Below are 21,032 nucleotides of genomic sequence, written 5' to 3' on the forward strand. Positions count from 1 at the left end.
TATGCGTCCTGTTTCTGCGCAGTAGTCCGAAGGTTCCGGCGCAAGCGTTTCGTCAATACTCACGGGTACATCTGCGAGATCTAATGGCGATGATAGCCGCGCTGGGTTTCAAGTCCGAGGCTGCGGCCAGTATCACGTTCGCGGGATTACCGTTCAAGTCTCGGTCGTGTGTTCGGGTGCACTATGAACAAGATGTACCTCCGCGGTAACGACCAGATTCAGGTATCGCTCAAACTGAATGAGAACATCGGAGATGATCTGATCCCGCGACATCCCCATAATATCATAACCGCGGCCACCGCTTGAAAAATAGGTTCTTGCTTCAAAGCGAAACTCTGGCTTACCGACTATCATTGGTGAAAATGAAGGAAGCCTGTGAGAAACAGGCAATACACCATAGATAAAGTCTCGTACGCCCTCAGCAGGCGATCGTAAGTTTATGCCACCGTTTTCGTCTTGATTGATCTCGGTATAACGACCACGCTTGTTCAGTTCTTCCGCGACGGCGTCGAGAGCCTGTTTCACTTGCGTGTTAATGAAGATTTCCACTTCCTTCTCCGAGGGGGCGTGCATCAAGAGAGATAGGCGGCGTTGCCAGGTGACGCCCGAACCGGGTTGGTTCGATACGGATACTGGTCCGGCGATGTTCGCCGTTCGCTGCGCCAGATCAGCTCTCATTCCTTTAAAAAGAGACCAAACGAGAGCGAGCATCACGATGCAAAACGGAAGTGCGCTTGCAATCGTCGCAGATTGTAGCGCTCCTAATCCGCCGGCGACTAGCAGCAGGGCGGCCACGATGCCCTCCAGCGTGCACCAGAAGACTCTTTGCGCGGTTGTTGTTTCAGTTTCGCCGCCAGCCGCAATTGAATCAACAACCAACGAGCCGGAATCCGATGATGTGACGAAGAAAATCGCCACCAGCAGCACTGCCAGCGTAGAGGTCAGGCCCGTGAGCGGAAGATACTCAAAGAACCTGAAAAGCCCTACGGAGACATCGGCAGCCACGTCTGCACCGAGCCTTCCGTTTGCTGTCGTTGTGTCGATGAAAATTGCGGAATTGCCGAATACAGTCATCCAGAAGAACGTAAAGCCAGCCGGTATGAATAATACGGCTGTCACGAACTCCCGTACAGTGCGTCCCCGGGATATTCTCGCGATAAACATACCGACAAATGGTGACCACGATATCCACCATGACCAGTAAAAAAGTGTCCATGCGTCAATCCATGGCGTCGGCTCGTACGCATATATGTTAAAGGTCCGAAGCACCAGCGTATCAAGGTACAAGCCAATGTTCTGGACGAAGTCCCGGAAGAGCTGAGCTGTCGGACCAACCACCAGAACAAAAATCATAAGAAGAATTGCAACAATAAGGTTGGTCTCGGAGAGTATTCGGACGCCTTTATCCAGGCCTGTTACCACGGATATTGTCGCCAAGGCAGTAATTGCCAAAATGAGAGGTAATTGCACCTGAAGCCCGATAGGCACTTCAAGCAGGTAATTCAGGCCTGCATTTATCTGTGCGACGCCAAGTCCCAGTGAGGTCGCTATACCAAACATTGTGCCGACGACAGCAAAAATGTCCACGGCGTGGCCGATCGGACCGTTGATACGGTCTTTCAGCACGGGATAGAGACCTGAGCGAATGGTTAGTGGCAAGTTATAGCGGTAGCCGAAGTATGCTAGCGATAGCCCCACGACTGCATACACGGCCCATGCGTGAATGCCCCAATGGAAAAACGTTACTGACATAGCCTCGCGCGTGGCTTCTACTGTTCTCGGTTCGGCTGTGGGTGGCGCCATGAAATGCGTCATAGGTTCGCCAACCGCATAGTACATCAAACCGATGCCCATTCCTGCGGCGAACAACATCGCAATCCAGGAAATAAAGCTGAAGTCCGGCGTGGAGTCGTCGGGACCTAGCTTGAGGCGCCCGTATTCTCCGAGACATAAGAGTATTACACTTGCCAGGAAAATTCCCACTGACAATAAATAGAGCCAACCAAAATTTTCGAGAACCGTTGATTGAATGTGGCTGAATATTTCAGACGACCTATTCGGGAATAATATTCCTATCGCGAGAAATATGGCGATCACAAGGAGTGAACCGTAGAATACTGGCGGATTAATTACAAAGCGTCTAATCATTAACACTCACTGATGATCATACAATCAATCCCTAATGAATTATCGCAGTCATGCAAAAGGTCAACGGTTGCCATTGGGAAAAAAACGTACTCGGCTGGAGTGTCAATTACTTCACTTCAGCAAAAAATCATTCTGGATGTGCCCACGAGCTTGTATTGTACACTTTCCTGCAGGCACGATCAAAGCGTTCCTGCCGCCGAAGCTGACCCGCAGAACTTACCATCCAGATGCAATCCAGTCTCGGTCTCAGGCAAGCGCTGCCGCGAGCAGCAAGACAGCGATGACAAGGGCTGGCCGGATTGCTCCTATGTGATCAACACTCGCCGACGAAGAGATGGGCAGGGGGGCGTGCAGCCCCCTTCTGAAACTCATGCGGCCAGGAAGCTTCCTGTATTTCGCAGCACCTCTTCAAGCGGAACAAGCCCTTTCATAGCACCGCCGCCGGTGGCTGGCTCGCCGTTTTCGACCGCCAGTGCAAAGCGAAACGCGGGGTCAGCCTCAAGGCGATGGCGTAATTGCAGGATGCGCGGATAATCGTGCGGCTCGATTGCATGGTGGAAATCCGCCCATCGCGCTACACCGACAAATACTGCGTCCGCCAAAGTCGGCTCGTTGCCTAACAGATAGTCGGTGTCGCCGATCATCGCTTCGAGTTGTTCGTGGCGTTTGGCAACAAAGCTACGACCCATCTTGTACAAGATTCTCTTTTCGCCTTCGGTGACTTCCTCCGCTTCAAGCGCGACCCACATCGGAAAGAATGCGCCGGTAAAGCTCGTGTTTAGGAACGCGATGTATTGATGCATGCGGTCGGCCTCTGGCGTACCGCGCTCGAAGCTTATCCGGCGTTCGGTATCACGTGCCTCCAGCCACAGGACGATCGCCATCGTCTCAGTCAGAACGTGACCTTCAGGGGTTATCAGCACCGGCGTTTCCATCCTGCCGTTCAGACGTTTGTAGGCTTCGGTGCGCATCTCCCCAAGCATGTCCACACGGGTAACGCGATAGGGCTGTCCAAGCCATTCGCAGGCAGCGACGAGGCCAGCAGAACTGCCAAGCGGAAAGCCGGAGGTGAGGATTGGTTCGGATATCGGTTTCATTTTGTATCTCCGTTTGTTGACTTGAATCATATTACAAACGTAGACTTTTATCTAAAAGACTGTCATTTTGAGACTCAATGTACACAAATGTAGACTTCTATGCTTAACCTCAACGACTTGCATTTCTTCACACAAGCAGTTGATAACGGGGGCTTCGCTGCAGCAGCTCGACGGCTCGATTGTCCGAAATCCACGATCAGCAAAAGGGTGGCAGTCCTGGAAAGAACACTTGGCGTACAATTGGTACACCGCACCTCGCGTACGTTCACGCTGACCGACCTGGGACGTGAAGTCTACGATCATGCTTGCGCCGCGATAATTGAAGCGGAGGCGGTCGAAGCCGTCGTACACCGCCGGTTGGCTGAACCAAGCGGCACGGTGCGGATCACAGCGTCAGTGCCAGCTGCACAGTTTCAGCTCGCGGAACGCTTGCCTCTTCTGGCGCGGCAGTATCCAAGGCTGAGGGTCCAGCTTCACGTGACGGACCGCTTCGTGGATTTGGTGCAGGAGGGATTTGACATTGCCGTTCGCAGTCACTTTGAATCGCTACCTGACTCTGACCTTTTGCAACGGCGCTTGAGTGAGGATCAAATTACTCTGTTAGCTTCGCCATCCTACATCGCCCAGCGCGGCGAGCCAACAACACCCGAAACGTTGAGCGAGCACGACGGTCTGATGTCCTCGATGACAATGAAAGCGTGGCGGTTGAGTGACTCAAACGGCCGCACCATAGAAGTCGTGCCGCGATCACAGTTCTATGCCGATGAATCTATGACTTTGATAAAGGCTGCCGAGTCGGGGTTGGGGATTGTTTGTTTACCCGAAATGATCTCGGCGCAGGCAGTCAGGAATGGACGGTTGGTCCGTTTATTACCGGCGTGGACTGCGGGCAGCGTGATGACAACGATGCTGACACCACACAAGCGTGGACAGCTTCCCGCCGTGCGCGCAGTCATCGATTTCCTGGCACAAAGGGCCGCAGCGGATAAGGATCGGTAACCCAAAACAGAACATCCAACGATCAGCAGGCGCGGTTGTTTTGTCGGGAGTACACTTTGTGGTTCAGACACCCCTGTTGATTCAGCAAACCGGAATGATCGTTCGTCTCAGGACTTGGCTATCCGAGGTAAAGAGCTGAGAAATCATCAAACTCAACCTGGCTACTTGTTTGGGTTGGGTTAAATCCGCGAACCATATTTCACCGAGTGCGTGAAAGTGCCAATTTACCGAGACCGATACGAAAGTGCCTATACAAACAGGGTACACAGAGCACGTCGCTCACATGCGGCCGCAGTGCAGTAATCGAAGACTGATCGCTGTCTTTTTTACCAATGCAAAAAAACTCTCCCGCCAATCATACCCAGAAAGCCTGTGATTGCGACACCGAGCGTATACCAGATCACAATAAACGGCATCCCTGACTCCGGGCAATGTAACGAATAGATGAGGACTCCCACGGCGCCTGCAACGATGCCGGCGGCAAGACCGGTCAGAGCAGGATTTGCCGGAGCAAGCCGCCGCATGGCGACGAGTAGCAGCGTGAGCGTGGGAAGCGCGATTAGAACAATCAGCCATGGACAGACCAACGCCGTTTGCCCCCAGATCAGCACTTGTGCTTGTTCAGGTTCTGCGTTCATTAGCTGAATTAAAGCCGCACTTGCGAAGCAGGCCAGAAGTATGGCCAGCGGTCGCCAGTGTAGTTCTGCGCGAACTGGTCGCGACAGGGTGAATAAAGCAGGGATCAATAGGATGAGAAGCAGAGCCGCGTAGCCAAATTTCATCCAATAGGCGGCGGTCGTCATCACCGATAACAAATCGTGACGCGCGCCAAGGAAGCCCAGCATGATCGCCAGTCCGCCTGCAATGCCTCCTGTCGCATAGCGCAAGAGAAGCTGGTGCATTGCGCGAGGGGCAACCGGTTTGAGGTTGGCCGTCAGCTTGTTGATCAGATCATCAGTCACGCTTCTTGCCTCCAAACCGCTGGGTGAGTGTTGCAAGACCACGGTGGATAGCGACTTTGACCGCGCTCTGGCTCAAGCCGGCGTCGCGTGCGGCTTCATCTATGGATTGCCCCTCGATCTTTACTTTGCGGATCAAACCAGCCGTGCGCTCAGAAACGCCGCTTAATATCCGATCCACGTCCATGCGCGCATCGGCGGTGTCGCCTTCATCGGAAACAGGGACATCCTCGTCCAGAGGTGTAGCCATTTCACGCCCGTGACGGCGTAGGTGATCGATAAGCTTGTGATGCGCTATTCCATTTACCCAAGGTAGAAACGCCTTACCTCGATCATAGGTTATGCGCCGGGTATGGATTGCCAGCAACGTCTCCTGAACGAGGTCTTCCGCTTGGGATTTGTCTCCGAAAAGACGCCGGAGAAAAAAAGGTTTCAGTTGGCGCCCCAAGTCCTCAAGCAAGGTCCGATAGGCTGCCTTGTCTCCGTCGAGCGCCAGTATCATCAGCTGTTTTAACCTTTCTTCATTTGAACAGGTCAGGTTGCAACTCCAATCACCGGCATATTCGTGAAAGACGCGGAAAAAGTTACATCTCTCGATAAATGATCACATCGCCGTGATCGATGTAACCATTTGCCTATGTCTGTCGAAATTCCTCCCGTTACGCGCCGCTGGCGCCCAGATCAAACAGGAGTATCGTCATGACCATTAAACAGAACATCGCCGTCCTTCCGGCGCTCGCACTGCTTGCAGCTATATCTTTCACGCCGGTTTCTTTCGCGCAAGACACGATGAAAACCGAAACCATGAAGTCTGACACTATGAAGAAGGATGCCATGGGTAAGCATGACGCCATGAAAGACGATGCTATGCATAGCGATACAAAAAAGAAAATGAAGAAACATGACGACAAAGCGATGAAGAGCGATGCCATGAAACAGGACGCGATGCAGTCTGACTCCATGAAAAAGCCTCAGTAAATGTTCTGGCCCGCCAGTCCTCCCGCAGGATTGGCGGGTAAATTACCGGAGCGCAACATCATGAAACAGCTTATCTATCGCCAGCGCTTGCTAACGCGCCTCACACATTGGACATGGGCTGCAAGCCTCTTTTTTCTGCTGCTGTCGGGGCTACAAATATTCAATGCGCACCCAACGCTCTATTTGGGGAATGAATCCGGTTTCGACTATGAAAATGCCATTCTGGCAATTTACGCGGTCGATGGCGAAAACGGTCCTGAAGGTCGCGTCGACGTTTTGGGCAAAAGCTTCCAGACGACCGGTTTTCTTGGGGTATCGGGAGCTTCAAGTTCTCCCGACTATCAGGCATTTCCCTCAGTGTTGACCATTCCATCCTATCGCGATCTTGCAACCGGACGCGTGGTACACTTCTTCTTTGCCTGGGTTTTGGTGGGTACGCTCACTTTATGGTTGGTCGGCAGTGTTCTGAATGGGCATCTGAAGCATGATCTGCTGCCTACTGCATTGGACGGAAAGCGCCTGCCCGGCGATTTTCTCAACCATCTGAAATTTCGCTTCGAGCATGGAAAAACATACAATCCGATGCAGAAGCTGACCTATTGCATGGTATTTTTCGGTCTTTTCCCAATGGTTATAGTGACTGGGCTTGCCATGTCTCCCGGCATGGATGCCGTTATGCCGCTGACGGAATGGCTCGGCGGACGCCAGACAGCCCGGACGCTTCATTTTGTAGCCGTTTTCCTTCTTTGCGCATTCGTCGTCATTCATATCGTCATGGTGCTTGCGGCAGGTCCAATCAACGAAATGCGATCAATGATTTCTGGTTGGTATCGTGCCGATCTTCCGGAAAACGACAAGGATAAGCACCCATGAGAAAGCTGAATATTTCCAGACGGCAGTTCCTTACTTTTTCAGGAGCGGCAACCTCTTCCATTATATTGAGCGGTTGCGATGCTTTCGATTTTGTCGGCAACAATGAAAGCGTTACGCGGCACGTCCTCGAAAAGGCCAACGATCTGACCTACTTCCTTCAAAGGAAACTGCAGGGAGATAGCGCTCTCGCCAGGGAGTATGGGGAAAGCGAGTTGCGTCAAGGTCAAAAACCTAATGGCGAAACCAATCCTGCGACAGAAGAGTATGAGGCACTTCGTGCCGCTGATTTCTCGGACTATGTTTTGCAGGTAACAGGTCTTGTGGAAAAGCCGGTCGGCTTTTCGCTGCAGGAGCTGCGCAACATGCCACGCCGCACCCAGATCACTCGCCACGACTGTGTGGAAGGCTGGAGTACAATTGCCAAATGGACTGGCGTTCCCTTGAGCCAGGTCCTCGATGTTGTACGTCCCGTGCCATCCGCGCGCTTTGTCGTTTTCCACTGTTTCGATAAGGTAGATGGTGCGAAAGGTGCAGCATCATTTTACGGCAGTATAGACCTGATTGACGCCCGTCATCCGCAAACTATTCTGGCATATGGTCTCAATGATCGTGTCCTTCCCGTAGAAAATGGCGCTCCCCTCCGTTTGCGTGTCGAAAGACAACTCGGTTACAAGATGAGCAAATACATCAAATCGATTGAGCTGGTGTCGAGCTTCGCCAATATTCAGGGAGGAAAAGGCGGGTATTGGGAGGATTATGGATATGACTGGTATGGCGGGATATGAATTTTTACCCAATGGGCATCTCGTTTCGATCTGCGCATCATAACTACGCCCAGAGACCAACAAGCTTGTAGTTCGCTGAAAAAATGCGCGACCGTCTCTCCGAATTTTGTCCCTGTTCACCGTCGCGATGTTGATAGGTCGTCGAACCTCTGAATCTCTATCTGATACTGAGAACCTGAGCGGTGTAAAAGTAGCTTCGCATGCCCTTGCCAGGACAAAAGGAGTTTCACACCGTTAAGCCAAGCCGCAATTTTCGAGACGTATGGTCGAACGCAATAAATGCACGGATCGATATGAAAAAGATTTTCAAATAATTCAAAGTCTGATAAGCAAGCTTTCATAAACGCATAAAAAAGCGGGAACAACATGAATCTGGCTACATTGATCGAGGCTAGCCGAAACAGCTTGACCTCGAACCAGCAGAAGATTGCAGATTTTGTACTCGCCAATCCATTTGCGGTCGCGACGATGGGTATCGAGGAGCTCGCCAAAGCAACCTCCACCTCGTCGGCGACTATTACTCGCTTCGTGCGCGCGCTGGGGTTGGGGGGCTTTACGGATTTCCGGGGCCTTGCTGTGCAAGGCTATCAGTCATTGCTGCGTCCCGTGGAAAACGTCGATCGCGCCCGTCACATCCCACCAGGAAAAATTGCTGAAGATTCTTTCCAGAGCGCTGCGGAGATTGTTCAGCAGTTCATGCAGGACGGCGGCGACACGTTGTGGGAGGACATTGCCGCCCAAATGATGAACGCGCCGCGTGTTGCATTTCTTGGCTTCGGTGTTAGCGCGAACATGCTGCAGTATCTCGCGGACAAGTCCATCCTTTTTACCCAGTCGCAGATCATGCTGAACGGGGCGGGTGGACTTGAGCGTGTTGCTCAAAAAGTACTCCGCCTAGCCCCCGGCGACCTCGTGATAGCGATGGCCTTGCCACGCTATTCACAGGCGACGCTTGATTTTCTGAAACTTGCGCGGGGGCGGGGAGCACACTGTATTGCTGTGACCGACGGTCCTGCCTCACCGCTTTGTCCACTCAGTCATGAGCAGATTTTCGTGCCTGCGAGCCATCCTGTCCTGCACAGTTCAACGATTGGGGCGCTCGCGGCTTTCGAAGCGATCATCGCCGTGCTGACGGCACATCACCAAAGCGTGTCAGATGCCGTCTCGGTAACGCGCTCCCTCATACCATACCTTTATGCGGAAGATGAAAGTCAGCCGCAGTCCAAATCGAGGACCACGGATGCCAGTGAAGCCGAGTAATCCTGCAGACGCACCGATCGTACGTGTTGAGAACGTCAGCGTTGATTTCAAGGGCGACGATGGCACGTTTCGTGCAGTTAGCAATCTTTCATTCGAGATCAAACCTGGAGAAACGCTGGCGGTTGTCGGTGAATCGGGGTCTGGCAAATCCGTCACGTCGCTCGCTATCATGCGCCTTGTGGAATTCGGTGGTGGCAAGATTACGCAAGGCACTATTCAGTTTACCGGCCGCGATGGCGTAACAAGCGACCTCACCAAGCTTTCGCTCAATGCCATGGAAGATATTCGAGGCAACGACATTGCCATGATCTTCCAGGAGCCAATGACTTCTCTCAATCCGGTTTTTACTGTCGGAGAACAGATCGCAGAAGCGGTGCGTTTGCATCAGAAATGTTCTTCTTCCGAAGCGCGGGCTGAAGCACTGCGCATGTTGGAAAAGGTTCGTATTCCCGATGCCCGGCGCATACTTGATCGTCATCCGCACCAGTTATCGGGTGGCATGCGCCAGCGTGTCATGATTGCCATGGCTCTTTCTTGCCGGCCGCGTCTTTTGATTGCCGATGAACCGACCACGGCTCTGGACGTCACCATTCAGGCGCAGATTTTGCGCCTCATCCGCCTGCTGCAGGAAGAGATGGGTATGGCCGTCCTCTTCATCACCCACGATATGGGCGTTGTGGCGGAAGTGGCCGACAAGGTACTTGTTATGCGTCGTGGCGAGAAAGTCGAAGAAGGCTCGGTCGATGCCATATTTGAAGCGCCGCGACACCCCTATACCCGCGCATTGCTTGCAGCCGTTCCGCGCCTCGGCGCACTCAATGGTGAAAATCTGCCGCGCCGATTTCCTCTTCTGAAGGCCGACGCAACCGGCATGGACAGTTTTGCCGAATACCCGCCGCAAGACACGATCAAGTCGCCTAAGCCGGTCCTGCAAGTGCGCGATCTGGTAACCCGTTTCGACATCAGGAACGGGCTGTTCTCGAAACTAACCGGCCGCGTACACGCAGTCGAGCAGGTCAGTTTCAATCTGCGACAGGGTGAAACACTGGCGCTCGTCGGTGAATCGGGTTGTGGCAAGTCGACGACCGGGCGCACCATCATGATGCTACAGGATGCAACCGCCGGATCGGTACTTTATGGTGACAAGGATATCTTCAAGCTCGGAAGAGCTGAAAAGAAATCCATTCGCCGCAAGATCCAGTACGTATTTCAGGACCCGTTTGCATCACTTGATCCCCGCCTGACGGTTGGCTTTTCCATCGCGGAACCTTTGATCACACACGGTCTCGCAAAAGGGTCCGAAATTCAGGATCGTGTGGTGGAATTGCTGCGCGATGTGGGCCTGCAGCCGGAACACGCGCACCGTTATCCGCATCAGTTTTCGGGCGGCCAACGCCAGCGTATCTGTATTGCGCGTGCTCTTGCGGGCGATCCCGATATTCTCATTACCGACGAAGCGGTTGCGGCGCTCGATGTTTCCATTCAGGCACAGGTCATAAACCTGATGATGGAATTGCAGGAGAAGCGCGGTCTTTCCTACATATTCATCAGCCACGATATGGCGGTGGTGGAGCGTATCTCCCATCGCGTAGCGGTGATGTATCTGGGCCAGATCGTCGAAATCGGACAGCGACGCCAGATATTCGAGAATCCGCAGCATGCCTATACGCGGCGGCTATTGTCCGCAGTTCCCATTGCCGATCCCCAGCGACGCGAGCGTAGCCGTCCACTTATAGAGGGGGAGATACCGAGCCCGGTACGCGCACCCGACGACATGCCTGTCGTCAAGCCTCTGGTCGAGGTCGAGCCCGGCCATTTCGTCGCGCGGCATCCTATTGGCGACTTTCATTGATCTTAGGAAGGAGATGACAATGAAACTGAAAAACTTGTTGCTGTCGTCGGCGCTGGCCGCCGCGATGGTGCTGCCGGGTACGGTATGGGCGAAGTCGCTCACCGTTGCCGTGCCAAACAATCTGACGGGTCTCGATCCCACGAATATCAACGATACGCTGTCGCAGACCTCGCTTCGTCTGATCTATCAGGGCCTTTTCGGCTTCGACAAGGACATGAAACTCATTCCGCTTCTGGCTGAGAGCTATGAAGCCAATGACGATGCGACCGAGTTCACCATCAAGCTTCGCAAAGGCATCAAGTTCCACGACGGCACGGACTTCAATGCTCAAGCGGTCAAGATAAATATCGAGCGTCTCGCAAATCCTGACAACAAGCTTTCGCGTCGCAGCCTTGTCTCCATGGTCAAGGAAGTTCAGGTTGTTGACGACGCCACCGTCAAGTTGGTTCTCAAGGAGCCGTTCGGAGCAATGATTGCTTCCCTCGCTCATCCGGGAGCCATGATCATTTCGCCAGCAGCTCTTGAAAAGTATGGCAAGGATATCGGACGCAATCCAGTCGGAACCGGACCATTCAAGTTCAAGAACTGGTCGGCGGATACGCTGGATGTCGTGAAGAACGACAGCTACTGGAAAGATGGCCTTCCCAAAGTCGACGGTGTAACCGTTCGCTCGGTGCCGGAATCCGGCGCGCGCTTTGCAATGCTCCAGACAGGTGAAGCGCAGTTCGTACCGTCTTTTCCTCCCGAACTGATCCAGGTTGCGGAAAAGAACCCTAATGTTGAGGTGGACAAGGCCCCGTCCATCGTCGAATGGTACGTTTCCCTCAACAATTTGAAGAAGCCGTTCGATGACGTGCGCGTTCGACAAGCCTTGAACTATGCCGTTGACAAGAATGCATATTGCAAGATCGTTTATAACGGCCATTGTGAGCCAGCCGATTCCATCATCCCGAAAAACCTCGCTTTCCACGTGCCGGTTGGCAATTACGAGTACAATCTCGACAAAGCCAAGGAGCTGATGAAGGAGGCCGGTCACGAGAGCGGTTTTGAAACTGAAATCTGGGCCAATTCCAACACGGAATCCATTCGCGCTGTTCAGTTCATTCAGCAGCAGCTTGCACAGATCAATGTCAAAGTGAACGTAATGCCGCTTGAGGCAGGTGTGGCCGCCCAGAAGATCTGGTCTGTCGAAAAGCCGGAAGATGCCGCAGTGCAGATGTATTACGGCGGATGGTCCGCATCGACAGGTGATGCTGACTGGGGCATTCGCCCTCTGCTATACGGCCAGAGCTTTCCACCAGCAATGTTCAATGTTGCTTACTTCAAGGATGCGAAAGTGGATGCAGCCATTGAAGGCGCGATCAGCACTGCCGATCCAGCCAAGCGGGCAGAGTTTTATGCTGAAGCACAGAAGGCGGCGTGGGAAGGTGCGCCCTGGATATTCCTTGGCGTGAACCAGAACCTCTCGGCCAAAAGCAAAGCTCTATCCGGTGTCTATATGCTTCCGGATCGTGGCTTCCTGCTCGAAGAAGCGGCATTTGCTGAATAACAGCTCGTGAAACGAGCGCTGGCCTTTTGAGGCCAGCGCTGGCTTTCCGAAAGGGAATTTATGTTTGCATATCTCATCAAACGGCTTGTCGCCACCATTCCCGTCATCGTGATGGTGATGGTTTGCGTGTTCGCCTTTGTGCATATGCTGCCAGGCGATCCCGCACGCCTTGTGGCTGGGCCTGATGCCAGCCCGCAGGACGTCGCCGCGGTTCGTTCTTCGCTTGGCCTGGATAAGCCGCTGCCAGAGCAATTCACGCGTTATCTGACACGTGCGGCTCATGGCGATTTCGGTGTTTCGCTGAAGACGCGACGCACGGTCACCGAGGAGATTGGCGAGCGGCTGATGCCTACTGTCTGGCTCACCGTATTCGCTATGTTGTGGTCCTCGCTTTTTGGCTTGCTGATCGGCGTGATTTCCGCAGTGAAACGTGGCAAGTGGCCGGATTATGCCGGCATGATCATCGCGGTTTCCGGCATATCATTCCCACCATTCTGGCTTGGCCTGCTTCTGATCAATATTTTTTCTGTCAAGCTCGGCTGGTTTCCAACCGGGGGCTACGGCACCTGGCAGCATTATGTGATGCCCTCATTCACGCTCGGTGTTGGCGTTGCCGCTGTTATGGCGCGATTTACCCGTTCGGCGTTCATAGAAATTGCCCGTGAGGATTATGTTCGCACTGCGCGCGCCAAAGGTGTGCCAGAGCGCAGTGTCATATGGAAACATGCGCTGCGCAACGCGCTGATCCCCATTATTACGATGGTTGGCCTACAATTCGGCTTTTTGCTCGGGGGTTCGATCGTGGTCGAAAGCGTGTTCTCCTGGCCGGGTGTGGGCAGGCTGCTGGTCGATTCAGTTTCCTATCGCGATTATCCCGTCATTCAGGCGTTGATCCTGTTGTTTTCGTTGCAGTTCATCTTCATCAACCTTTTGGTCGATGTTCTTTATGCCTTCGCAAATCCGGAGATCCGCTACAAATGAGTGCGACAAGTGTTGTGGTGGAGCCCACCCAAAAAATGCGCAGACCATTGGCCGAGTTCTGGCGCCGGTTTAAAAAGCAGAAAGTTGCGCTTGTCGCGCTGATCTTTATCATCGCATTGGTTCTGGCGGCAATTCTGGCACCTGTAATTGCTCCTTATGATCCCAGTGCGCCGGATTATAATGCCGTATTGCAGGGCCCAAGTGGCGACCATTGGGCCGGGACTGATGCCTATGGACGCGACATTTTCAGCCGGATCATCTGGGGCGCACGCATTTCTCTGGCGGTCGGCTTTCTTTCGGTAACGCTGGGTGCCCTTTTTGGTGTGACGCTTGGCATCGTTTCCGGCTTTTACGGTGGTTGGGTGGATTCGATCATCATGCGTATCTGTGATCTGTTACTCGCTTTTCCCGGCATTCTGCTGGCTATCGCCGTAATTGCGGTTCTTGGACCGGGTATCACCAACGTCATCTACGCGGTCGCGATCTTCTCGATCCCGGTCTTTGCTCGGCTTGCCCGCAGCACCACGTTGCAATTGAAGCGTACGGTTTATGTCGATGCATCGCGTGCCATCGGTGTGGCCGATCGCGTCATTATGCTCCGCCACATCCTGCCCGGTACCCTGCCCAATGTCATCGTCTATTTTTCCATGCGTATCGGCACATCCATTCTGACGGCTGCTGCTCTTTCCTTCATCGGTTTTGGTGCGCAACCGCCAAGCCCAGAATGGGGTGCCATGCTGGCCGATGGACGGACTTATATGGGGGTCGCCGACCACCTGACGCTGTTCCCCGGCATTGCAATTTTCGTCACTGTGCTCGGTTTCAATCTTTTTGGCGACGGCTTGCGCGACGCGCTCGATCCGAAGCTGCGATCCGACTGAGGAGTCCCTGTCATGCGTGTCTACATTTCCGCTGATATTGAGGGTGTTGCAGGTGTCGTAGCGCCTGCCCAAGGTCAGGCAGGCCATGCGGAATATGAGAAAGCTCGCATTCTCATGACCGAAGAAGTCAATGCCGTTGTTGAAGGCTTGGTGGAGGCGGATGTAGCCGAAATTCTCGTCAACGACTCCCACGGGCCGATGACAAATATTCTGCCGTCCCTGCTGCACCCTTCGGCGGATCTGATCCTTGGCAAGCCCAAGCCAATGAACATGGCATGCGGCTTGACCGCCGACTTCGACTTGTTTTTCATGGTCGGACATCACTCCATGGCCGGCAAAGGCGGCGTGCTCGCTCACACAACGAATGGCTTTGCCTTTCGCGAGGTGCGTATCAACGGCCAACCTTATGGAGAGCCAGGCATATATGGAGCCTATGCTGGAGAGATTGGCGTCCCGGTCGGTCTTGTTTCCGGCGACGATTGCACAAAGGAAGAAAATATCGGCATCTTTCCCGATGCGGAATTTGTCGTCGTTAAACAATCTTTCGGTCATCGCGCGGCGCGTCAGGTATCGGTCCAGCGAGCCCGCACCATGCTGAAGGACGCGGCGATGCGCGCCGTCCGGGAAGCTGGCGATAAAAAGCCGTTCCTGTTGAACGGTCCGTATAAATTAGAGTTCACAATGGGTAGTGCGGCCCTTGCGGATCAAATGGCGATCCTCCCACCAGCCAGACGTGTCGATGCGGTCACGATCGGCTTTGATTGCGCGACGATGGCAGAGGTGATCGGCTGGATGACTGCTCTTTCCGCGATGAGCTTTGCATTGCGCTAACCCTCTCAGAAAAGCTTGAATTCCTTCCGTTAATAGAGGTCAGAATGTCTGAAACGATGCCTGTTATCGCGCTGCATGGTGGCGCGGGAACGATATTGAAATCCAATATGACACCGCAGCGCGAAGCGGCTTTTCATGCTGGTTTGCGTGCTTGCCTTGAAGCTGGCCTTGATATTTTGCGTGCGGGTGGGACATCGCTTGATGCGGTTACGGCGTCGGTCATGGCGTTGGAAGATGATCCGTTGTTTAATGCAGGCCGTGGCGCGGTCTACACGACCGATGGCACTCATGAAATGGATGCGGCGATCATGGACGGCGCCACACGCGAATGTGGTACGATCTCGGGTATCTGTGGGCCCCGTCATCCTATACTGGCCGCGCGCGCCGTAATGGAAACGACCGAGCATGTGTTTCTGGCCGGTGAAGGTGCCCGACGCTTCTGTGAAAATGCTGGTCTCGAAATGAAGAGTCCAGAATGGTTCGGGACGGAACATCGGTTAAACGCCCTCAGAGCCGAAATGGAGCGCCGCAAACTGGGGCTCCCCGATGATGGGGATCCTGCTCGCAAGCACGGAACTGTCGGGGCGGTTGCGCTTGATCGCTTCGGCCACCTCGCGGCAGCAACTTCCACCGGTGGTATGACCGCCAAGACACCCGGGCGCGTTGGCGATAGTCCTGTTATTGGCGCCGGGACATGGGCGGACGATGCGACTGCGGCGATCTCAGCGACAGGACATGGCGAATACTTCATTCGCTGGGCCGTTGGTCACGAGATTGATGCGCGCATGCGCTGGGCAGGACAGGATTTGCAAAAAGCAGCTGGCGATGTCGTGACCGAACTGGGCGAGATTGGCGGTTCAGGTGGTCTGGTGGCCGTGGATGCAAAAGGAAATATCTGCCTTCCTTTCAACAGCCCAGGCATGTATCGCGCATGGTGCGGTGCGGATGGCATCATCCATACAGAAATCTATCGCCCAGGAGAACATCAGTAACCAGTTTCGGCTGTGGGGCGGGTAAGTGTGGCTGTGCAGTCCGGCAATATTTGAACTGTGGTTCAAATTCGGGGTGTACTAATAAGCGAGCCGCGTGGTGTTAAATTATAAGCCCAATACCCTGCCGAGTTACAGGAGGGTATTGGGGGAAGATTGAAACAGATTCTGCTTTAAAGTGAAGCGCCGACCTTACGCAGCTCACTCAGAACCGGCGCTTTTGGCAGCCAAATCTTATCGTAAGCGGCAATGATGTCGGCCGTGTTATTTAGATCGACATCTACGATCTTGATGCCTGCTTCTTTGAAGTTCTGGAGGAGAGCAGCTTCTTTGGTGACTGTGGCATCGATTTGCTTGTCCAGTTCCTCACGAGTGATGCGGGAAATCAGCTCGCGGTCGGCGTCGGGTACGCCTTTCCATATGCGACCGGACGCCAGCGCGACGCAGGGCATGAAAATGGCATTCATGCGCAGCATGGTCTTGGCGACCTTGTCGTATCGCTGATTCCATGACAGGTCGAGATCGGCTTCCAATCCGTCCACCTGACCGTTCGACATCGCGTCGAAAACCTGCGGTGTCGGGATCGGTGTTGGCGCGGCGCCCAGCAACTGATAGAAATCGCGATAGGCAGGCGTCGTGTTGATGCGCAGCTTCATACCTTTTATGTCATCGATTCCAGTGGTTTCCTTGCCGGTGAACACGACGCGCAACGTGGTGATGCCGTAACCGAGACCGACCGTGCCAGTTTCAGCAGGTAAGACGTCGAGCAGCTTGATGGCGGTAGGATGCCGGACCAGCTTCGCCACTTTCGCGGTGCTATCGACGAGCCAAGGTGCATTTATCGCGGCGATCTGTGGGATGCGCGAACCGAGTTCGGCAGTCATGATCCAGCCGAGATCGAGCGCGCCGGACTGCATCTGCTGCAGCATCGCACCTTCATTGCCCAACTGGTTGGATGGGAAGACCTGAATTGACAGGCGTCCGTTGGTTTCTTGCGACAGGCGCTTGCCAACCTCTTCGGCGGCAAGGTTCCAGGGATGACCGGGAGGAGTGGTAATACCGAGCCGATAGACTTTGGTACTTTGGGCGCGCAAGATCGTCGGTGTCGTAACGGCCATGGCTGCACCGAGCGACATGGTCTTCATGAACGAGCGGCGGGTGAATATCATGATTGGTTTTCCCTCTCTGTTGGTTTGCTGTTATGAGAAGTAGGTTGAAAGCGCCGGGAAGATCGACAGAAGCACCAGTATGATGCAACAGACGAAGAAGAACGGAAGTGTGACGATGAACATCTTGCCAGGCTTCGCTCCCGTCACGGCGGCGGCGATGAAGAAGTTCAACCCTACCGGCGGTGACAGGAAGCCAAGAACCAGATTGATGACCGCGACGACGCCGAAATGCACCGGATCGATACCGTAGACATCCGTGGCGATGGGGAGCAAGATCGGCACCGTCATGATCAGGCCGGGCGCGCCGTCGATCACCGTCCCGATGATGAGCAGGATTATATTGACCAGTAGCATGAAGGTGATCGGGTCCCTAGCGATGGATTGAATCCATTCGGCCACCCGTTGCGGAACCATTCCGTAAACGAGAACCCAAGAGAAGACGGCCGCTGCGGCGATCAAGAACAGAATGCTTGCCGATAGGACGCCCGCCTTCACGAACATCTGCGGTAGTTGTGCGAAGCGAAGGTCGCCAGTCACGAAGCGACCGACGAGGGTCGCCGCAATGACGCCCATTGCCGCTGCTTCGGTTGGATTGGCGAGACCGGTTACGATGGAACCTACGATGACCACGGGAATGACGAGTGTCGGTAGGGCTTTCAGCGTGATGATGACACGCTGGCGCACAGGCAGATGTTCGCCGCGAGGATAGTTGTAGACTAATCCCATCAGAGCGATGACCGTGCAGAAGGCTACGAACAGGATGATGCCCGGAATAATGCCGGCTGCCAGCATGCTGCCGATTGGAACCTGAGCCATTACGCTATACACCACGAACATGATCGAGGGTGGAATAATCGGCCCAAGCATACCGGCATATGCGGTCAGCCCCGCAGCAAAGGTCTTGTCATAGCCTTTGCGTTCCATTTCCGGCACAACCATCTGGGACATCAGGGCCACTTGAGCCGCGGCTGATCCAAGAATGGAGGCGACGAACATGTTGGCTATCAAATTGACAAAGGCAAGCCCACCCTTGAGCGCACCGACAAATGCCATGGCCATGTCGATGATGCGGCGCGTAATGCCACCTCCATTCATGATTTCACCGATCAGGATGAAAAGCGGAATAGCGATAAGGCCGTAGCTATCCAGTCCTGTAAACATCTGCGTTGGAAAGGAAACAAACAGCACCGTATTGCCTGTTTGCAAAATATAGGCAGCAGCGGTCAGGCACAGAACGATCGAGATCGGCAGACCGATCAGCATGAGGGCTACGAAAGCGGCGAAGGTAAACATTACGCTGCTCCTTCCGCAGTAGCGAGAGAGACCTGCTCGCGTTTGCGGGCTATGCCCAAGTCCTCAAGAAGGTTAGCCGCGCAGTGAATGGTAAGCGTGATAGCGAAAAGCGGCAGGACGAGATTGACTAGCCAAGTCGGCCATTCCAGTGTCTGCGTTTTTTCCGTATAGAGAAAATTGAACGTTTCGGCAGCATACGCCTTGGCGTCAAAACCGTGGGACGCGATTCCCAGTGGATCCATCCAAAGCCAGCACATGGTGATCATGCCGAGTGCGAAGGCCAAAGAGAAAGCCGTCGCCAGCGCGCGCAGCCGCGTAACCCATTTGGGCGACAGATGATCGGACAGAAGCGTCACCGCAAAGTCGATTCGTAGACGCGTCATCACCGAAGCACCAATAAAGCCAAGCCAGATCATCGACAAAACTGAAGCCTCATCAATCCAGTAGATCGGTAGCTTGGCAAAACGGGTCGCTACGTTGACCAGGATCAGGGCCAGAAGAATCGTTATGAACAGTCCTGCCAGTACCTTTTCACCCTTGAGGATAGTCTGCGACAAGCCGGTCAAACTCTCTGCCCAGCCTCTCCTCTTATGAGTGGACCGATTCATCGGTTCTTCAGCTGGCTGCATCACGAATTTCCCCTGTGTATTTTCTTTGTATTTATAAAATATACACAGTCTCGCCCTGTCAACAAGTTTTAAACGAACTGCCGCTTCGTCATGCGCGCAGACATGCCTGGCCGGAAACTCTGATCCTTTCAAAGCGAATGGAACGAGCTTTCGTCCCAAGTTCGCCGTATTGGTTGATACGTGTCGGTCGCCCTGCTCGCGACAATAGAGGGGCTAATACATATAGATCGCGCATCAATGGGGAGCAGGATGCGTAAAGACTGGTTCCAAATGGAGACCAGATCATTGGCTGAGCGCGTATGCGAGCTTCGGCGGATGCCGGATTTGAAGTTGTTCGCATAGAGGGCCACGCCGCGCAGCCCTTGCCGCTGATGCGAATAAACAGAGGTGATCCGCGGCGGCGTTGATGTGGCAATGTGAATGCTTCCGGGGCATTACAAAACGGTGCGAGCGAAAATCCGGATGCCATCGACTTAACCACCGTGGTGCCTCTGCTTGAGGTAACGGAGGGTGTATGCTTGCGTATTGTCCAGATTTCTGCGGCTGGAGTTCGGTTGGGAGGTGACGAGGCCAGGAGTAGCCGAAATTTAGTGATCTTGCTCCCAACGCTTGTCACGTCGCCCGAAATCTATGTGGGACAGCACTTCGACGTGGCGTCGCGGTTCCGTGTCACATAGTCGGGCTTGGAGCTTCGATATCGTAGGGATGACGGTGTGTTTTAACTAACTTCACACAAATCTTCCCACGTGAGGGTTCTCCGCATGGTTCATGCAGAAAATCACCCATCAGATTGATAAAAGGTGCATGGAATTGTCTATCTACTTTTGTTAAGCAATCCCAACGCTATCCAGGGCGCGCAAAGCGAGAACGGATGCGTAACAACGTTACCTTTTATGCGCCACGATAAAGGGCCGGACTTCGGTCCCTTTGCTTGCATGGTTTTCCACGGTAACGATGTCGAAGCCAGCATCTGCTATCTTCCGTTCTAGTTCGGAACTTTGAAAAATCCCTGCATAAGGGGCTTTCCCAGCGATGCGCATCAACGGTATAGCAAGTCGAACGAGTATACTCATATCGCCCACGCAGGGGGTTTTTGATATAAAAAGCCCTCCGACTTTGAGCAGAGCGTGAATTTGCTGGAGCGTTCCGTGCAGGTCGCGAACGAGATGCAGGTAATTGAATCCCAGAACGACGTCGAACGGCAGTTTGTCTTCCAGTGACTCCACAGTGGCCGTCTCGAAACGAAGCCCCGGTACGGACTCCTTCAGCAGTTTTTCTTGCGCGATAGCGATCATCTGCGCCGAAATATCCGTCGCGAGATAGAATTGAACGCTGTGAGCAAGACGAAGCGCAGTGGTGCCTGTCCCGCAGCCCAATTCCAATACTCGGTCTTCAAATACAAGATGATCACGTGTGCAATTCAAAGTGCGCTCATATCCGACTGGATCAGCGATGGTACTTCTTGCGTATTTTTCTGCTACGCTGTTCCAGAACTGGGCATCTTTCGCTGCGTTCATTGTTACCCCCTATTGAATTGTATTCCCGTGTCACGAAACTGGACAGTGGTCGTTCAGCGCAGAGAAAATCGCGCCAATCCGGCAGCTTCTTCTGCGGCGCTTCGAGACGCGGTGATTGATCAAGTGTCTGGAAGCGTCGACGTTGACACAACGCCGCACAACACGAAAGTCAGAGTTTTGAGGAACTTCAGCCTTGGAACAATACTGACTATCTGCCGCCACATCGAATTGGGAAGCAGCCA

General features: G+C 53.8%; 19 protein-coding genes. 11 read left to right on the forward strand and 8 right to left on the reverse strand.

Features of this window, described 5'->3' with window-relative positions:
- Window positions 1-153: 153 nt before the first annotated feature.
- Entirely contained in the window at window positions 154-2,148 is a 1,995-nt protein-coding gene (locus FJQ48_RS19785) for a BCCT family transporter (protein ID WP_139976624.1), read from the reverse strand.
- A gap of 368 nt (window positions 2,149-2,516) precedes the next feature.
- The gene (locus FJQ48_RS19790) at window positions 2,517-3,245 is read right to left on the reverse strand and encodes a glutathione S-transferase family protein (RefSeq protein ID WP_139976625.1); all 729 of its coding nucleotides are present in this window, start codon (window positions 3,243-3,245) and stop codon (window positions 2,517-2,519) included.
- A 99-nt stretch (window positions 3,246-3,344) separates the two neighbouring features.
- On the opposite strand from FJQ48_RS19790, the gene FJQ48_RS19795 reads away from it, so the two are divergent.
- On the forward strand, window positions 3,345-4,244 hold the full coding sequence (locus FJQ48_RS19795) for a LysR family transcriptional regulator (RefSeq protein ID WP_139976626.1): 900 nt from the start codon (window positions 3,345-3,347) through the stop codon (window positions 4,242-4,244).
- 326 nt (window positions 4,245-4,570) lie between these two features.
- On the opposite strand, the gene FJQ48_RS19800 is transcribed toward FJQ48_RS19795, so the two are convergent.
- Together FJQ48_RS19800 and FJQ48_RS19805 are read right to left on the reverse strand one after the other, a co-directional pair.
- A complete protein-coding gene (locus FJQ48_RS19800; protein ID WP_139976627.1) occupies window positions 4,571-5,206 on the reverse strand; it encodes an NrsF family protein in 636 nt (211 codons plus the stop codon).
- Window positions 5,199-5,705, reverse strand: coding sequence for a sigma-70 family RNA polymerase sigma factor (locus FJQ48_RS19805; RefSeq protein ID WP_139976628.1), 507 nt, complete (start codon window positions 5,703-5,705; stop codon window positions 5,199-5,201). Before FJQ48_RS19805 ends, FJQ48_RS19800 begins: the two co-directional genes overlap by 8 nt.
- 197 nt (window positions 5,706-5,902) lie before the next feature.
- Here FJQ48_RS19805 and FJQ48_RS19810 point away from each other — a divergent pair, with 197 nt between their 5' ends.
- From FJQ48_RS19810 to FJQ48_RS19855, 10 genes are all read left to right on the forward strand, one after another.
- Window positions 5,903-6,181: a pentapeptide MXKDX repeat protein gene (locus FJQ48_RS19810; protein ID WP_139976629.1), complete on the forward strand. Its 279-nt coding sequence runs from the start codon at window positions 5,903-5,905 to the stop codon at window positions 6,179-6,181.
- 60 nt (window positions 6,182-6,241) lie between these two features.
- A complete protein-coding gene (locus tag FJQ48_RS19815) occupies window positions 6,242-7,054 on the forward strand; it encodes a cytochrome b/b6 domain-containing protein (RefSeq protein WP_139976630.1) in 813 nt (270 codons plus the stop codon).
- Window positions 7,051-7,839 (forward strand): molybdopterin-binding protein, encoded by a 789-nt coding sequence (locus FJQ48_RS19820; RefSeq protein WP_139976631.1) that lies wholly within the window; start codon window positions 7,051-7,053, stop codon window positions 7,837-7,839. The genes FJQ48_RS19815 and FJQ48_RS19820 overlap by 4 nt, the downstream gene beginning before the upstream one ends.
- A 366-nt stretch (window positions 7,840-8,205) precedes the next feature.
- Window positions 8,206-9,099, forward strand: coding sequence for a MurR/RpiR family transcriptional regulator (locus FJQ48_RS19825; RefSeq protein ID WP_139976632.1), 894 nt, complete (start codon window positions 8,206-8,208; stop codon window positions 9,097-9,099).
- Window positions 9,080-10,951, forward strand: a complete 1,872-nt coding sequence (locus FJQ48_RS19830) for a dipeptide ABC transporter ATP-binding protein (RefSeq protein WP_139976633.1) — start codon at window positions 9,080-9,082, stop codon at window positions 10,949-10,951. The genes FJQ48_RS19825 and FJQ48_RS19830 overlap by 20 nt, the downstream gene beginning before the upstream one ends.
- A gap of 19 nt (window positions 10,952-10,970) precedes the next feature.
- Window positions 10,971-12,500, forward strand: coding sequence for a glutathione ABC transporter substrate-binding protein (locus FJQ48_RS19835; RefSeq protein WP_139976634.1), 1,530 nt, complete (start codon window positions 10,971-10,973; stop codon window positions 12,498-12,500).
- 60 nt (window positions 12,501-12,560) lie between these two features.
- On the forward strand, window positions 12,561-13,481 hold the full coding sequence (gsiC, locus tag FJQ48_RS19840) for a glutathione ABC transporter permease GsiC (RefSeq protein ID WP_139976635.1): 921 nt from the start codon (window positions 12,561-12,563) through the stop codon (window positions 13,479-13,481).
- Between the two features lie 35 nt (window positions 13,482-13,516).
- On the forward strand, window positions 13,517-14,362 hold the full coding sequence (locus tag FJQ48_RS19845) for an ABC transporter permease subunit (protein WP_247870420.1): 846 nt from the start codon (window positions 13,517-13,519) through the stop codon (window positions 14,360-14,362).
- A gap of 12 nt (window positions 14,363-14,374) precedes the next feature.
- The gene (locus tag FJQ48_RS19850; RefSeq protein WP_139976637.1) at window positions 14,375-15,193 is read left to right on the forward strand and encodes a M55 family metallopeptidase; all 819 of its coding nucleotides are present in this window, start codon (window positions 14,375-14,377) and stop codon (window positions 15,191-15,193) included.
- A 44-nt stretch (window positions 15,194-15,237) separates the two neighbouring features.
- Window positions 15,238-16,185: an isoaspartyl peptidase/L-asparaginase gene (locus FJQ48_RS19855; protein ID WP_139976638.1), complete on the forward strand. Its 948-nt coding sequence runs from the start codon at window positions 15,238-15,240 to the stop codon at window positions 16,183-16,185.
- Window positions 16,186-16,355: 170 nt separating this feature from the next.
- Here FJQ48_RS19855 and FJQ48_RS19860 read toward each other — a convergent pair whose 3' ends face one another.
- The 4 genes from FJQ48_RS19860 to FJQ48_RS19875 form a co-directional block, all read right to left on the reverse strand.
- On the reverse strand, window positions 16,356-17,351 hold the full coding sequence (locus FJQ48_RS19860) for a TRAP transporter substrate-binding protein (RefSeq protein ID WP_139976639.1): 996 nt from the start codon (window positions 17,349-17,351) through the stop codon (window positions 16,356-16,358).
- Between the two features lie 30 nt (window positions 17,352-17,381).
- Window positions 17,382-18,644, reverse strand: coding sequence for a TRAP transporter large permease (locus FJQ48_RS19865; RefSeq protein WP_139976640.1), 1,263 nt, complete (start codon window positions 18,642-18,644; stop codon window positions 17,382-17,384).
- Window positions 18,644-19,273, reverse strand: a complete 630-nt coding sequence (locus FJQ48_RS19870; RefSeq protein WP_247870431.1) for a TRAP transporter small permease — start codon at window positions 19,271-19,273, stop codon at window positions 18,644-18,646. The genes FJQ48_RS19865 and FJQ48_RS19870 overlap by 1 nt, the downstream gene beginning before the upstream one ends.
- A gap of 884 nt (window positions 19,274-20,157) precedes the next feature.
- Window positions 20,158-20,790: a class I SAM-dependent methyltransferase gene (locus FJQ48_RS19875; protein ID WP_139976641.1), complete on the reverse strand. Its 633-nt coding sequence runs from the start codon at window positions 20,788-20,790 to the stop codon at window positions 20,158-20,160.
- Window positions 20,791-21,032: the final 242 nt, after the last annotated feature.

Origin of the sequence: Ochrobactrum sp. CGA5 (genome assembly GCF_006345815.1) — a bacterium.
In the GTDB taxonomy this organism is placed as follows: domain Bacteria; phylum Pseudomonadota; class Alphaproteobacteria; order Rhizobiales; family Rhizobiaceae; genus Brucella.